Origin of the sequence: Archangium sp. Cb G35 (genome assembly GCF_001896145.1) — a bacterium.
GTDB lineage: Bacteria > Myxococcota > Myxococcia > Myxococcales > Myxococcaceae > Archangium > Archangium violaceum.
The window spans coordinates 379,193-393,343 of the sequence record NZ_MPOI01000007.1 but is presented as its reverse complement, the minus strand read 5'-3'; the positions used below and the strand labels follow the sequence as shown (position 1 = coordinate 393,343).

Sequence of the window (14,151 nt, the reverse complement as noted above, 5' to 3'; positions counted from 1 at the left end):
CGGTGGAGCACGATGCCTTCACCGCCCGCGCCAGCCAGTGATCCAGGTGTAGATGTCTACACCTGAAGTCCATTGGGAGCCGGAGGAGCGCTCAGTCGCGTGAATTACCCTGGCGGCCCCCGGCGAGCACCGACAGCACCACGGGCTGCTCCGGACGGCTGGCCGTGGACGCGGTCCCCACCGCTGGCGCGGGAGGAGGAGGGGACGCGGGGCTGGTGGCTCGAGGCGCCGGACCCGGGCTGCTCGGGCCGGGGATGCTCTGGTCGATGTCGTCCAGGTCATCCGTGAGCCGGGCCAGGGTGGCCTCGGCCTCCTGGGCCTGCGCCTCCGCCTGCACCAGCGTCAGCTTCCGCAGTTGCATGTCCTCCTTGATCTTGATGAGCGCCTGCTCACCGATGTCCAGGAAGGCCCGCACCACGTCGCGATCGAACTGCGTGCCCGCGCAGCGGGTGATCTCCGCGATGGCGTTGGCGAAGGTGGTGCCCTTGCGGTACGGCCGATCGCTCGTCATCGCGTCCAGGGTGTCCGCCACGGCGAAGATGCGCGCGCCGATGTGGATCTCCTGCCCCCGCAGGTTGCGCGGGTAGCCCTGCCCATCCCAGCGCTCCTGGTGCGACAGCACGATCTGCGCCGGCGTGGCCAGGAAGGGGATGTTCTGGATCATCTGGAAGCCGATGTCCGGATGCTTGCGCATCTCCTGCCACTCCTCGGGCGTGAGCTTGCCCGGCTTGAGCAGCACGGCGTCCGGAACGCCAATCTTGCCGATGTCGTGCAGCAGGGCGCCGCGGCCGATCTCCTCCAGCTCCTGGCCCTTGATGCCCATGCGCTCGGCGACGGCGCTGGTGTAGCGCACCACGCGTTGCGAGTGGTCCGACGTCTCGTGCTCGCGCGCGTCCAGCGCCGCCACCAGCGCCAGCAGCGTGGACTGGTAGGTGTGGGCGATGTCGCGCAGCGCGTTGCGCAGCTCGGTGGTGCGGTCGCGCACCTTGCGCTCGAGCTTCTTCTGGTAGCGCTTGCGCGCCAGCTCGATGCGGCGCTTGGCGAGCGCCCGCTCGATGGCACGGATGAGATCCGTGAGCTTGGGCGGCTTGAGGAGGTAGTCGACAGCGCCCCGGCGCAGGCAGTCCACGGCGGACTCGGTGTCGCCGTAGCCGGTGAGCATGATGACGGAGGTGTCCGGATAGCGCTCGCGCAGCTGCTCGAGCAGCCACAGGCCATCCTTGCCCGGCATCTTCATGTCGCTGATGACCAGCGGCGTCTCTTCCTGACTGGCGAGGTCCAGGGCCATTTCGGCGCCACTGGCCACCACGCAGTTGTATCCCTCCTCCCTGAGGAGGACGGAGATGACGTCGCGCACGGAATCGTCGTCGTCGACGATCAGGATCCGGGGAGGTACGGGAGGAATGGCTTCCACGGTTGGGGATTCTAGGAGGATCGGGCCACGGAAGGCCAACCCGACGAGGATTTTCGACGTCCCTGGCCGCCCGGCTGGGTTCTCCGGGGGGTGGAATGTCTCCCCGGCGGCTCAGCGGCGGGGGAAGCGCTCGAAACGGAACGGTGTGAGGTCCAGGGAGGATGTTTCCCCGAGGACGGCCTGGGCCATGAGCCGGGCGGTGATGGGGGCCAGGAGGATGCCGTTGCGGAAGTGGCCGGTGGCCAGGAAGAGGCCGGGCAGGGGTCCGGCCCCCAGGATGGGTAGGTGATCGTCGGTGTAGGGCCTCAGGCCCGCCCAGGTCTCCTGCACTGGGGCCGAGCCCAGCGCCGGGCACAACTCCATGGCCAGGGACAGGATGCGGTGCAGCCCCTCGGCGGTGACGTTCTTCTCGAAGCCCGCGAATTCGAGGGTGCTGCCAGCGAGGATCCGGCCATCCGACCGGGGGATGAGGTAGCCCTTGTCGGAGAAGACGACGTGAGAGAAGAGCGGCAGCCGCGTCTGCAACTGAACCATCTGCCCCCGGGCCGGGCGCACCATGCGGGGATCCACCGGCACGCCCTGCACCAGGCCGGACCAGGAGCCGGCGGCGATGACCACGGCGTCCGCGCGCAGGGTCTCCCCGTCCAGGTCCACCCCCACCACGCGTCCCTTCTCCTCCACCACGCCGCGCACGTAGCCGGTCCGGAAGGTGGCACCCACCTTCGCGGCGGCCATGGTGAGGGCCCGCGTGAGCAGCCGGTTGTCCACCTGATGGTCGTCCGGGTACCGGGCGGCGGCCACCACCTGGGGAGCCAGCTGGGGCTCCAGGGCGCGCACTTCGGCCGGGCCGAGCAGCTCCGCGCGCAGGTCCAGCGCACGCTGCCAGCCCACGGTGGCCTCCAGGCGGCGGGCGCCTGCCTCGTCGAAGGCCAGGTGCAGCAGACCGCTGGGCAGGTAGTTCACGTTGACGCCCGTGAGGGCCAGCAGCTCCTCGGCGAAGTCCGGGTACAGGGCCCGGCTGCGCAGGCACAGCTCGAGGAAGGGCCCGGGGCCCTCGGACTCCATCTGGGGCGCGAGGATGCCACCCGCCGCGCTGGAGGCCTCCGCCCCGGGGATGGCGCGCTCCAGCACCGTCACCCGGGCGCCGGCCTGGCGCAGTCTCAGGGCGATGCCACAGCCCATCACCCCCCCACCCACGATGATCACGCTGGTGTCACGCATCGCGCCGCTTGTGCTCGCCCGAGGAGGGGTTTGCAAGCGGGGTTTTCCAGCATTGTGAGAAGGCCGGGTTGACGAACCGGGGGGTTCTCCATTACTTAAGAGTCCCGTGCGTTTCGCGTCCAACCACCATCACCATGCGCATCATCATCGGCCCCCTGACGGGACCGCTCGCCATGCGCATGCCTGGGTTGACGCGTAGAAGACGCCCCCCGATGCATCCGCAGCAGTGAACGGAAGCCCGTCCCACCCAGGACGGGCTTTTTTCGTTTCCGCGCTCGTCCTCCCACCCCTCAGGTACCCACGATGCTGAAGATCGCCCTGCCCAACAAAGGCCGCCTCTCCGAGGAGGTTCGCGAGCTGTTCAACGATGCCGGCCTGGAAGTGAAGGTCCGGGGAGAGAGAGCCCTCACCGCGTCGCTCGGCGGCGAGTTCGAGGCCATTTTCGTCCGCGCCCAGGACATCCCCGAGTTCGTCGCCGATGGTGCGGCGGACGCCGGTGTCACCGGGTGGGATCTGGTGTGTGAGTCCGGCCGCGAGCTGGAGCTGTTGATGGACCTGGAGTTCGGCCGGTGCCGGCTGGTGGTGGCCGCCCGCGAGGAGAGCGGCATCCAGAAGCTCGAGGACATCCAGAATGGGGTGCGGGTGGCGTCGTCCTTCACGCGGCTGACGCAGGAGTTCTTCGTGAAGCGCGGGCAGAACGTGACGGTGGTGCCGGTGTCGGGCGCCACGGAGATCGCCCCGCACCTGGGCATCGCGGACATCATCGTGGACCTGACGTCCACGGGCTCGACGCTGAAGATGAATGGCCTGCGCGAGGTGGGAACCGTCGTTCAGTCGAGCGCGCGGCTGATCGCCCGGAAGAACCACTCGCCCGAGGCGGCGGCGAAGCTGGAGGAGCTGCGGCAGGCGCTGAGCTCGGTGCTGGCGGCCCGGGGCAAGCGCTACCTGATGGCCAACGTGCCGCGCCGCGTGCTGCCCAACGTGCGCGAGGTGCTGCCGGGCCTCAATGGCCCCACCGTGGTGGACGTGCAGGGCGGGGACTTCGTGGCCGTGCACGCCGTGGTGCCCGCCAAGAGCATCTACCGCACCATCGCCGCCCTGAAGAGCCTGGGCTGCGAGGGCATCCTCGTCACCCGCATCGAGAGGCTGATGCCGTGAACCCCTCCCTCATCAAATACCGGGGACGGCTCGCCGCGCTGTCTCCCGAGGCCCGCCGCCGCCTGTTGGACCGCACGGGCACGTCGGATGCCCGCGTCGCGCAGCGCACCGCGGACATCATCACCCGCGTGCGCCGGAACGGAGACAGGGCGCTGCGCGAGATGGCGCGCGAGTTCGATCGCGCGGAGTTGCAGTCCCTGGAGGTGCCGCGCTCCGTGTGCGAGGAGGCGCTGGCCTTGCTGGAGCCGAAGCTGAAGGACGCGCTGGCCCGCGCGGCGCGCAACATCGCCAAGGCGCACGCGGCGCAGAAGCCCCAGGCCACCGAGGTGGAGACGGAGCCGGGCATCATCGTGGGCCGCCGGCCGGATCCGCTCGGGCGCGTGGGGGTGTACGCGCCGGGTGGCCGCGCCGTGTACCCGAGCAGCGTGCTGATGGGCGTGGTGCCCGCGAAGGTGGCCGGGGTGGGCGAGGTCATCGTCTGCTCGCCGCCGGGTCCGGACGGGAGGCCCTCGGCGGGCGTGCTGGCGGCGGCGGCGCTGGCCGGCGCGGATCGCGTCTTCGCCCTCGGTGGGGCGGGCGCGGTGGCGGCCCTGGCCTACGGCACCGAGAGCGTGCCCCGGGTGGACCGGATCGTTGGTCCCGGCAATGCGTACGTGGCCGCGGCCAAGCTGCAGGTGGTGGACGCGGTGGCCATCGACGCGCCGGCCGGCCCGAGTGAGATCCTCGTGGTGGCGGACAGCTCGGCGGACCCCGAGGCGGTGGCGCGCGAGATGCTGGCCCAGGCCGAGCACGATCCGGATGCCTGCTGCGTCACGGTGACGGTGGGCGATGTGCTGGCCAAGGCGGTGGCCTCGGCGGTGGAGCGGGCGGCGGCCCGGGCGAAGCGCCAGGAGATCGTCACCAAGGCCCTGAGCGAGCGCGGCGCGGTGCTGAGCGTGGACTCGCTGGAGGAGGCCTGGCCCTTCGTGGCCGAGTTCGCTCCCGAGCACCTGCTCATCGCCACCACGTCGCCCCTGCAGGACCTGCCCAAGGCGCGCAACGCGGGCACGGTGTTCGTGGGCCAGTACGCCTCGGTGGCCTACGGCGACTACATGACGGGCGCCAACCACGTGCTGCCCACCGCGGGCCTGGCCCGGGCGTACTCGGGGTTGAGCGTGCTCGACTTCTACCGGTGGACCACCTACCAGCGCGTCACTCGTGACGCGGCGGCCCGGCTCGCCGACGACGTGGGCCTGCTGGCCGACAGCGAGGGACTCTTCGCCCACGCCGACGCCGCTCGCGGCTGGAGGAAGTCATGAGCCTGCCCTCGCGCGCCTCCTACCGGGACATTCCGCTGTATTCGCCCTCCAAGGTGAAGTGCGGTGTGGACCTGAGCGACAACACCAACCTCTTCGGCATGCCCCCGGCCGCCGAGCGCATCCTGCGCGAGACGGTGGTCTCGCAGGTGAGCCGCTACCCCGTGGGCTACGCGCCGGAGCTCAAGCAGGCCGTGGCCCGCTACACGGGCGTGGACCCCTCGCGCGTCACCACCGGGTGCGGCTCGGACGACGTCATCGACAGCACCCTGCGCGCCTTCCTGGAGCCGGGTGAGGTCATCGCCTTCCCGGACCCCACCTTCGTGATGATGTCCTACTTCGCGAAGGTGAACGGCCTGCGCTACGCGGCGGTGCCGCTCAAGGCGGATCTCGACATCGACGTGGACGGGCTGCTCGCCACGGGGGCGAAGCTCCTCTACGTGTGCTCGCCCAACAATCCCACGGGCACGGTGGCCTCGCGGGCCGCGCTGGAGCGGTTGATCGACCACGCGCCCGGCATCGTCCTGCTCGACGAGGCCTACGCCGAGTTCGCCCGGGAGAGCCACCTGGACCTGGCCTCGCGGCCCAACGTGCTGGTGACGCGCACGCTGTCCAAGGCCTTCGGGCTGGCGGGCCTGCGGGTGGGCTACGCGGTGGGCAACCCCACGCTGATCAACGAGGTGGAGAAGGCCCGGGGTCCCTATAAGGTGACGGGCCTGTCCGAGCGCATCGCCGCCGCGGTGCTGTCCGAGGACGTGCCGTGGATGAAGGCCCGGGCCGAGGAGGCGCTGGCCATCCGCGCCCGGCTGGTGGACGAGCTCGGGAAGCTGGGGCTGAAGACGCTGCCGTCCGAGGCCAACTTCGTGATGGTGCCGCTGCCCGGCGCCCCCGCGGTGGCCGAGCGGATGCGGCAGCGGGACGTGAACGTTCGTGCATTCCAGGGACTGAAGGGCATCGGGGACGCGCTGCGCATCGGCTGCGCCCCGTGGAACCAGATGGAGGCGGCGCTCGGCGCGCTGCGGGAGACGCTGCGGTGAGAGTGACACTATTCGACTACGGAGCGGGCAACCTGCACTCGCTGGCCAAGGCGCTCGCCACGGCGCCGGGCGTGGAGGTACGGGTGCAGGAGGATCCGATCCGGGCGCTCGACACGGACGTGCTGGTGCTGCCGGGCGTGGGAGCCTTCGGCGCGGCGGCGGCGCGGCTGGCACCGGGCCGTGAGCAGATGCGGCGCGCGGTGGAGGCCGGTCTGCCGTGTCTGGGCATCTGCCTGGGCATGCAGCTCATGTTCGACACCAGCGACGAGGGCGGCGGCGAGGGCCTGGGCCTCTTCAAGGGCCGGGTGACGAAGCTGCGCTCGCGGCGCGTGCCCCACATCGGGTGGAACTCGGTGGAGGAGGACACCGCCCTGAAGAGCGCGAAGTTGAGCAGCGTCTACTACGCGCACAGCTTCGTCTGCCGCGCCGAGGAGCCCGGCGTGGTGGTGGGCTGGACGACGCACGAGGAGGACCGCTTCCCCGCGGCGGTGCGGCGCGGGAAGGTGCTCGGCGTGCAGTTCCACCCGGAGAAGAGCTCGGCGGCCGGCGTGCGCTTCGTGCAGGCCTTCCTCGAGGAGGTGCGGACGTGATCGCCATTCCCGCCATCGACCTGCGCGAGGGCGCCTGTGTGCAACTGGTGGGCGGCTCCTACGCCGACGAGCGGGTGCGGGTGAAGGATCCGCTGGACGCTCTGAAGCGCTGGCGCTCGTTCGGCTTCAAGACCTTCCACGTGGTGGACCTGGACGCCGCGCTCGGCAAGGGCTCCAACGAGGGCCCCATCGGGAAGCTGCTGTCCCATGAGCCGGGACTCACCTTCTCGGTGGGCGGCGGCGTGCGGAGCACGGCCAAGGCGGAGGCGGTGCTCGCGCTGGGCGCCTCCTACGTGGTGGTGGGCACCAAGGCCATCGAGGACCCGGCGTGGCTGGCCGAGCTGGCTGGACGTTTCCCTGGCCGGGTGGTGGTGGCCGCGGACGTGAAGGGCCGCGAGGTGGTGACGCGCGGCTGGACGTCGGGCAGTGCTCTGGACATCGCCGACGTGCTGCGGACGCTGGAGCCCCTTGCCCTGGGTGGCCTGCTGGTGACGGCGGTGCACAAGGAAGGGCAGATGGAGGGCGTGGATCTGCCGCTCTTGGAGGAGGTGGTCCGGGCGAGCCGGCATCCACTGTTCGCCTCGGGTGGCGTGACGACGGTGGAGGATCTGCGGGCCCTCGGGCGCGTGGGGGCCTTCGGGGCCGTCATCGGCATGGCGCTGTACACGGGCAGGTTGGACGCCACCGAGGTGGCACGGGAGTTCGCATGACCACCATCGTTCGCGAGACGAAGGAGACGAAGGTCACCGTGGAGATCGCCCTGGGCAAGGGTATCGCCAAGGTGGACACGGGGCTGCCCTTCTTCGATCACATGCTGTCCACGTTCGCGCGCTACGCGGGCCTGGACCTGACGCTGCACGCCCGCGGCGACCTGCGGCACCACCTCATGGAGGACGTGGCCATCACCCTGGGCACGGCGGTGAACAAGGTGATTCCCGCCACGGCGGCCCGATACGGCGAGCGCACCATCCCGATGGACGACGCGCTGGTGCAGGCCTGCATCGACGTGGCCGGGCGCTTCTATTACCGGGGCCCCCTGCGCAACAAGCTGTACGAGCACGTCATGCGCTCGTTCTGCGAGCACGCCAGGGTGACGCTGCACCTGCGGATTCTTCGCGGCAAGGACAGCCACCACGTGACGGAGGCGGCCTTCAAGGCGCTCGGCATGGCGCTGCGGGACGCGATGGTGGACTCGGGCGTGGTGTTCAGCACGAAGGGCGCGGTCGCCCTGGAGGTGAAGTGAGATGCTCACGCGGCGGCTGATCGTCTGTCTGGATGTGAAGGGTGGACGCGTGGTGAAGGGCGTCCAGTTCGAGGGTCTTCGGGACGTGGGAGACCCCGTGGAACTGGCCATGCGTTACGAGGAGGCGGGCGCCGATGAGGTGACGTTCCTCGACATCTCCGCGAGCAACGAGGAGCGCGGCACGCTGTGGGACCTGGTGCACCGCACGGCGGAGCGGCTGTTCATCCCGCTCACGGTGGGCGGTGGCGTGCGCACGGTGGATGACGTGGGCCGGGCGCTGCGGGCGGGCGCGGACAAGGTGAGCCTCAACTCGGCGGCGGTGGCCCGTCCCGAGGTGCTCACCGAGTGCGCCGAGCGTTTCGGCGCCCAGTGCGTGGTGGCGAGCATCGACGCGAAGCGGGATGGCGGCCGGTGGCGCGTGTACACCCACGGCGGCAAGAAGGCCACGGATCTGGACGCGGTGACGTGGGCGCGCGAGTGCGTGAAACGTGGGGCAGGTGAAATCCTGCTCACGAGCATTGACCGGGACGGAGCCCGTTCGGGGTATGACCTGGAGCTGACGCGGACGATCGCCGAGCAGGTGGACGTTCCGGTCATCGCCTCGGGTGGTGCGGGCAACGCGGAGCATGTCCGGGCCGCGTTGCAGGAGGGGAAGGCGGAGGCGGCGCTGGTGGCGGGAATCCTCCACGACGGCGTCACCACCGTCGGGGCGATCAAGGAGCTGCTCCAGAAGAGCGGCCTCGGGATCAGGAGCCTCTGAATGAATGCGCAGACGTTGTTGCAGGCGGCGGAGGAAGTGGCTCGCAAGTCGGGGGACGTGGCCCTGGGTTACTTCCGCCAGGGCGTCACGGTGGACACCAAGGGTGACGGCACGCCGGTGACGGTGGCGGACCAGACCGCCGAGAAGACGGCGCGCGAGTGGATCGAGGCCCGCTTCCCCGAGGACGGCATCCTCGGGGAGGAGTTCGGCGGGACGCGGGCCGGGGCGAAGCGCCGGTGGATCCTGGACCCCATCGACGGGACGAAGACGTTCATCCGGGGCGTGCCGCTGTGGGGCACGCTGGTGGCGGTGGCGGAGGGCGAGAAGATCCTCGCGGGCGCGGCGTACTTCCCGCCGGTGGGGGAGATGCTGGTGGCGGCGCCGGGGCAGGGGTGCTGGTGGAACGGGAAGCGGACGCGGGTGTCGGCGGAGGCGGACCTGTCCCGCGCGCTGGTGCTGGCCACGGACGAGCGTTTCCTGGTGCACCCGGATCGCGGGGCGAAGTGGCGGACGTTGACGGCGAAGGCGGCCGTGGCTCGCACCTGGGGTGACTGCTACGGCTACCTGCTGCTGGCCACGGGCCGGGCGGAGGTGATGGTGGACGAGCTGCTGTCTCCCTGGGACGCGGCGGCCCTGCAGCCCATCGTCGAGGAGGCGGGCGGAGTGTTCACGGACTGGACGGGGGCGAGGACCTCGTTCGGCGGCAATGGAATCGCGACGAACGCGGCGCTCGCGGAACAGGTGCGCGAGCTGCTGGGCGCCAAGAGGGCATGATGCTGGACTTGTCGAAGCTGGATTTCACCAAGGGCAACGGGCTGGTGACGGTGGTGACGCAGGACGCGCACTCGGGCGACCTGCTGATGGTGGCGCACGCGGACCGTGAGGCGTTGGAGAAGACGCTGGAGACGGGCGAGATGTACTACCGCTCGCGCACGCGGGGCCTGTGGCACAAGGGTGGCACGAGCGGGAACGTGCAGCGCGTGGTGTCCCTGACGGCGGACTGCGACGGGGACGCGGTGCTGGCGCGCGTGACGAAGGCGGGCCCGGCGTGCCACACCGGGGCGGAGACCTGCTTCGACACCGGTCCGGTGGACGCGCTCGTCGAGCTGGATCGGACCATCACCCAGCGCGCGGCGAAGGCTCCGGAGCCGGGGGAGAAGCCGAGCTACACGCGGCGGCTCCTGGACGACCGCAACCTGCGCCTGAAGAAGATCGGCGAGGAGGGGGCGGAGCTGGTGACGGCGTGCGCGGATGGGGACAAGGAGCGCGCGACGGAAGAGGCCGCGGACGTGCTCTACCATGTGCTGGTGGCGGTGCGGCCGCTGGGCATCACGCTGGATGACGTGAAGGCGGTGCTCGCGCGCCGGGCGGGACGGACACCCCCTCCCGCGGCGAAAGCTACATCCACCGGTGGAGGCTGACGTCCCACTGGCTGCGGATCAGTCCGAGGAAGCTCTCCAGCTCCGCTTCCCCCAGGCCCAGCCTGCACGTGAGTTCCGCCCGGATGAGCCGGAGCAGGCGCTCGCGTGCACGGGTCACCCGGTACGCGACGCTGGAGCGCGGCTCTCCGAACATCCGGGCGAGCCGGTCCATGGTGAAGCCATGCACGTGGTGCAGGCGCAGCAGGCTGCGCTCCTGCTCGGCGAGCGCCGCGGTGGCCCGCCGGAGCGCTTCCGTCAACGCCTGTCGGGCGTCCTCGGTCGTCACCAGTCGCTCCGGATCCTCCGGACACAACATCCGGCTCAGCGTCTCCTCGGGCAGTTCCTCGAAGCGCTCCTGGTGTCCTTCGCGTTTGTGCAGCGCGATCAGGATGCGCTCGGCGGCGATACGCACCCAGGACAGCAAGGGGCCCCGGCCGGAGTAGAGCGCGAGCTTGGGCTGTTCATCACCCCGGCCCACGAGCAGCCGCTCGCGCAGGATCTGGAGGAGCTCGTCCGCCTGCGCCGCCGCGCCAGGCCCCAGCCGGGCGGGGACCTTGCGCAGCACCTGTTGATCGAAGGTGCGGAGTGCCTCGGGTGCTCCATCCAGACAGGCTCGCGCCAGGTAGAGGTCCCCACCGTGCAACCGGGGGAACCACAGGGCCGCGTCCTCGTCCGGCACCTGGAGCGCCAGGTACGGGATGAAACGCTCGGGGGCGAGCACGACGGAGGGCCATGCCGCCCGCCCCGCGGTCAGGTGCGTGCGCAGCACGGTCTCCAGGCCGTCCACCCGCTCCAGACGGGTGCGCTGCGCGGGCGGTAGGAAAGCCGAGAGACACGCCTCACCCTGTTCGTCGCTCATGGTGTTCCTCGCTGCCGCTGCCAGTCGGAGACCGCCTTCAGCTTCCGGTGACCCCTCGCTCCCAGAGCCTCCAGCTCCGTCCGGGCCTCCTGGGCCAGCGCGTTGGCGCGTCCGGCCTCGGGAGGACTCTGCTCGGCGAGCGCCCGGGCCAACATGAAGGTGGCCCATGCCGAATCGCTCCGGTCCCTCGGTGCCTGCCGGTGGATGTCCCGCGCCCGTTCGATCAGGGGGACGGCCCGCCGGGGTTCTCCCGACGTCAGCAAGACCTCCGCCTGGCAGATGAGGCCGAGCGCGACGTCGGGCGCCGCGGGCCCCTGCGCCGCCTCATCCAGTGCCTGCGACTTCTGGCAGTACTCGAGCGCCAGCTTCGGATTGCGGCTGGCGAGCTCCACCTCGGCCAGGACCCGGATCGTCGAGCTGCCCGACGCGCCCTTCTTGCCCCTCACCTGTTCGGACAGCTCGAGGGAACGCAGCAGATCACTCCGGGCTTCATGCAGGCGGTTGGCTCGCAGGTGGAGCAGCCCCCGGTAGGCCAGGGGCAGGGCGGCTCTCGGTGTCTCGGGGCCGAGCGCGGTCTGGACGCTCTTCAGCGCACGCTCGAACCACTCCAGTGCCTCCTCCGTTCGCTGGGCATCCATGGACCACTGGCCCAGGGCACACAGCACGAGCATGGTATCGGGGTGGTCCTTGCCCTTGCTCCGCTCCATGATGGCGAGCGCCCGATCCAGGTACCCGCGGGACTCCTCCAGCCGGCCTTCCTTCCGCAGGGCGACGCCGAGGTTGTTGAGCGGACCGGCGAGGCTCGGATGATCCGGCGTGTGGGCCACTTCCTGGAGCCGGAGCGAGCGGCGCCAGGCCTCGATCGCCTCCTCGCGGCGTCCCAGGTTGATCAACGCCACGGCCGTGTTGCTCAGGTACACCGCGAGGCCGGGATGATCCGGCCCCAGCAGGCGCTCGCGGACCCGTTGCGCCTCGCGGAACAACTCCAGGGCATCCGCGTTGCGGATCTGCTGCGAGCGGATGCGCCCCATCTGGGACAGGAAGCGCACGGCGAGCAGGCTGTCGGGCCCCTGGAGCCCGCGGGCCAGCTCCAGGCCCTGGGTGAGCTCCCGCTCCGCGTCCTCCAGCCGCCCCTGCACCACCAGCATGCCGCCCAGCCGCAGGTGCAGCTCGGTGGTGATGGTGGGAGCGCGCTCACTTCCCAGCCGCTCCAGCGCCGCCCGGGCATGCTTCGCCAGGCGGTCCACCTCGTCGGCGCGCGCGAGCTGCTCCCCGACGAGCCAGACCAGCACGCTCCAGGTCCGCACGACCACCTCGTCATCCCGGCTGGCCTCCGCCGCCCAGAGGGCCCGGTAGAGGATCTCCTCGGCCTCTTTGTGTTTGCCGGTGAGCCCGTGGAGATGCCCATGTTCGAGGAGCACCTCGGCCTCCAGGGGCCGGAAGTCGAGCGTCCGGACCTCCTCGAGCAGCGCGGAGGTGGTGGCGAGTGCCTCGGGATGTCTGCCCGCCTCGAGCTGGACTCGAACCTCCGCGAGCCGGCGCCGGGCCGCGTCCACTCGCGGGCGGAGGGCATCCGGCGGCTGGGGACGGGCCGAGAGCGCTGGTGCATCCCGGCACACCGAAAGCCCCTCGATCGCCCCCACCATCTGGGAGGCCTTCTCCAGGATCTGCTCGTCCGCTCTCTCGAGCGTCTCCACGGTGGCCGAGAGCTGCCACATCCGGGTGTCGAGACAGGTGGTCGTCTGCCAGGCGGAGGGATTCTCTCCGGCCTCGGCCGAGAGGCAGGCCTCCATCCGGAGCGTGCGCCATTGCGTGACGTGGGCATCGAGCGCCGTGGAGACCTTCTCCCAGACATCCGCCGCGTATCGCTTGCGCGTGCCCAGGAGGGCCGCCCTGACGCGCTCGTGGTGCTCGGGGCTCCATGCCTCGGCGAGCCGGTCCACCTCTCGCTGGCATTGCACCTCGCGGCGCCGGGTGAGGGTGCCGTTCACCAGGACGAGGAGAAGTGGGACGGCGAGCACCGCCGCGACCCAGGGCAGGGCGTGCCGCGAGCGCGGTTGGAGGGCGGACAGCAGCGCCTCCATCGACGCGTGACGGTCCGCCGGGTCGTAGCGCAGGCCCCTGAGGATGGCGCGCCGCACCCCCGCGGGAACCTGGCACCGGGTGGACGGAGGTTGGACCCGTCCTTCCCGCATGGAGCGGAGCCGCTCCTCCGGGTCGTGGCCCGCGAAGGGGCGTACCCCGAAGAGGGCTTCGTAGAGGGCCACGCAGAAGCAGAACTGGTCGCTGAGGGCGTCGGCCCGCTGCCCCTGGAGCTGCTCGGGTGCCATGTAGGCCGGGGTTCCGACCAGCGCACCCGTGCGGGTCAGCGAGCCCGTCGACACGTCCTCCGCCGCCGGGTCCTCGGAGGCGGGGGAGAGCGCCTTGCCGTTGCGGTTGGGGGGCCCGGCCAGGCCGAAGTCCGTGATGCGGGCCCGGCCATCGTTTCCCACCAGGATGTTGCTGGGCTTCACATCCCGGTGGACGAGTCCCGCGGCATGCGCGGCCGCCAGCCCCTGGCCCGCCTCCAGGAAGACGCGGAGCACCTCCCGCCAGGTGTGGGGCCGCTCGAGCCACCCGGCCAGCGTGGCCCCCTCCACCAGCTCCAGCGCGAGGAAGACGCCCTCCTCGCAGGTGCCCACGTCATAGATGGCGACCACGTTCGCATGCGAGAGGCGGGCCAGTGACTGGGCCTCCCGCAGCAGCCGCTGCTTCAACTCGTGGGCTTCCTGGCCCCGGGCACGCAACAGCTTGAGGGCGATCTGCCGGTCCAGCTCGGGGTCATACGCGGCGTACACGACGCCCATGGCCCCCTGGCCCAGCAACGCGAGCACCACATAGCGCCCGATGGTGCTGTTGCGCGCGAGCGGCGCTTCCTCCTCCTCGGCCGGACCGGCCGGCCCCGAGCTCTGTCCCGCCGCCAGGACACGCTCGCACTCGGGACAGCACAGGATGTGGTCCCGGACCTCGGCCCGGCGCTCGTCGGAAAGAAATCCCGAGAGGAAATCGCTCAGCGTTGTCTCGTTCGGGCATTCCATCCTTCTCACAGGATAACCCGAACCCCTTGAATTTCCTCAAACTATGGAGATTTTAGAAACTTTCCGGGGTTTTCGC

General features: G+C 70.7%; 13 protein-coding genes. 9 read left to right on the top strand and 4 right to left on the bottom strand.

Annotated elements, in window-relative coordinates; all coding sequences use genetic code 11:
* Positions 1–91: 91 nt before the first annotated feature.
* On the bottom strand, positions 92–1,414 hold the full coding sequence (locus BO221_RS23065) for an HD domain-containing phosphohydrolase (RefSeq protein WP_073562638.1): 1,323 nt from the start codon (positions 1,412–1,414) through the stop codon (positions 92–94).
* 111 nt (positions 1,415–1,525) lie between these two features.
* A complete protein-coding gene (gene thiO / locus BO221_RS23060) occupies positions 1,526–2,635 on the bottom strand; it encodes a glycine oxidase ThiO (RefSeq protein WP_073562637.1) in 1,110 nt (369 codons plus the stop codon).
* A 303-nt stretch (positions 2,636–2,938) separates the two neighbouring features.
* Here thiO and hisG point away from each other — a divergent pair, with 303 nt between their 5' ends.
* The 9 genes from hisG to hisIE are packed head-to-tail and all read left to right on the top strand — an operon-like array spanning position 2,939 to position 10,139.
* Complete coding sequence (gene hisG / locus BO221_RS23055) at positions 2,939–3,793, top strand: ATP phosphoribosyltransferase (RefSeq protein ID WP_073562636.1); 855 nt, start codon at positions 2,939–2,941, stop codon at positions 3,791–3,793.
* On the top strand, positions 3,790–5,091 hold the full coding sequence (gene hisD, locus BO221_RS23050; RefSeq protein ID WP_073562635.1) for a histidinol dehydrogenase: 1,302 nt from the start codon (positions 3,790–3,792) through the stop codon (positions 5,089–5,091). The genes hisG and hisD overlap by 4 nt, the downstream gene beginning before the upstream one ends.
* Positions 5,088–6,125 carry a histidinol-phosphate transaminase gene (locus tag BO221_RS23045; protein WP_198956162.1) on the top strand — a complete coding sequence of 346 codons (1,038 nt, stop codon included), beginning with the start codon at positions 5,088–5,090 and terminating at the stop codon, positions 6,123–6,125. The genes hisD and BO221_RS23045 overlap by 4 nt, the downstream gene beginning before the upstream one ends.
* Positions 6,122–6,715 carry an imidazole glycerol phosphate synthase subunit HisH gene (hisH, locus tag BO221_RS23040; protein WP_073562634.1) on the top strand — a complete coding sequence of 198 codons (594 nt, stop codon included), beginning with the start codon at positions 6,122–6,124 and terminating at the stop codon, positions 6,713–6,715. Before BO221_RS23045 ends, hisH begins: the two co-directional genes overlap by 4 nt.
* Entirely contained in the window at positions 6,712–7,425 is a 714-nt protein-coding gene (locus tag BO221_RS23035; protein WP_073562633.1) for a HisA/HisF-related TIM barrel protein, read from the top strand. Before hisH ends, BO221_RS23035 begins: the two co-directional genes overlap by 4 nt.
* Positions 7,422–7,958 (top strand): imidazoleglycerol-phosphate dehydratase, encoded by a 537-nt coding sequence (locus BO221_RS23030; protein WP_073562632.1) that lies wholly within the window; start codon positions 7,422–7,424, stop codon positions 7,956–7,958. The genes BO221_RS23035 and BO221_RS23030 overlap by 4 nt, the downstream gene beginning before the upstream one ends.
* A 1-nt stretch (position 7,959) precedes the next feature.
* Positions 7,960–8,718, top strand: coding sequence for an imidazole glycerol phosphate synthase subunit HisF (gene hisF / locus BO221_RS23025; RefSeq protein ID WP_073562631.1), 759 nt, complete (start codon positions 7,960–7,962; stop codon positions 8,716–8,718).
* Positions 8,719–9,492: a histidinol-phosphatase gene (gene hisN, locus BO221_RS23020; RefSeq protein WP_073562630.1), complete on the top strand. Its 774-nt coding sequence runs from the start codon at positions 8,719–8,721 to the stop codon at positions 9,490–9,492.
* The gene (hisIE, locus tag BO221_RS23015) at positions 9,492–10,139 is read left to right on the top strand and encodes a bifunctional phosphoribosyl-AMP cyclohydrolase/phosphoribosyl-ATP diphosphatase HisIE (RefSeq protein ID WP_198956167.1); all 648 of its coding nucleotides are present in this window, start codon (positions 9,492–9,494) and stop codon (positions 10,137–10,139) included. The genes hisN and hisIE overlap by 1 nt, the downstream gene beginning before the upstream one ends.
* Here hisIE and BO221_RS23010 read toward each other — a convergent pair.
* Positions 10,117–10,998, bottom strand: a complete 882-nt coding sequence (locus BO221_RS23010; protein ID WP_073562628.1) for a sigma-70 family RNA polymerase sigma factor — start codon at positions 10,996–10,998, stop codon at positions 10,117–10,119. The two genes, hisIE and BO221_RS23010, sit on opposite strands and share 23 nt — an antisense overlap.
* On the bottom strand, positions 10,995–14,075 hold the full coding sequence (locus BO221_RS23005) for a serine/threonine-protein kinase (RefSeq protein WP_073562627.1): 3,081 nt from the start codon (positions 14,073–14,075) through the stop codon (positions 10,995–10,997). Before BO221_RS23005 ends, BO221_RS23010 begins: the two co-directional genes overlap by 4 nt.
* Positions 14,076–14,151: the final 76 nt, after the last annotated feature.

What these genes read in the sequence shown, in the direction of transcription:
- thiO (WP_073562637.1), bottom strand. Translation starts at nt 2,635, where the DNA reads ATGCGTGACACCAGCGTGATCATCGTGGGTGGGGGGGTGATGGGCTGT.
- hisG (WP_073562636.1), top strand. Translation starts at nt 2,939, where the DNA reads ATGCTGAAGATCGCCCTGCCCAACAAAGGCCGCCTCTCCGAGGAGGTT.
- BO221_RS23045 (WP_198956162.1), top strand. Translation starts at nt 5,088, where the DNA reads ATGAGCCTGCCCTCGCGCGCCTCCTACCGGGACATTCCGCTGTATTCG.
- BO221_RS23030 (WP_073562632.1), top strand. Translation starts at nt 7,422, where the DNA reads ATGACCACCATCGTTCGCGAGACGAAGGAGACGAAGGTCACCGTGGAG.
- hisF (WP_073562631.1), top strand. Translation starts at nt 7,960, where the DNA reads ATGCTCACGCGGCGGCTGATCGTCTGTCTGGATGTGAAGGGTGGACGC.
- hisN (WP_073562630.1), top strand. Translation starts at nt 8,719, where the DNA reads ATGAATGCGCAGACGTTGTTGCAGGCGGCGGAGGAAGTGGCTCGCAAG.
- hisIE (WP_198956167.1), top strand. Translation starts at nt 9,492, where the DNA reads ATGCTGGACTTGTCGAAGCTGGATTTCACCAAGGGCAACGGGCTGGTG.
- BO221_RS23010 (WP_073562628.1), bottom strand. Translation starts at nt 10,998, where the DNA reads ATGAGCGACGAACAGGGTGAGGCGTGTCTCTCGGCTTTCCTACCGCCC.
- BO221_RS23005 (WP_073562627.1), bottom strand. Translation starts at nt 14,075, where the DNA reads ATGGAATGCCCGAACGAGACAACGCTGAGCGATTTCCTCTCGGGATTT.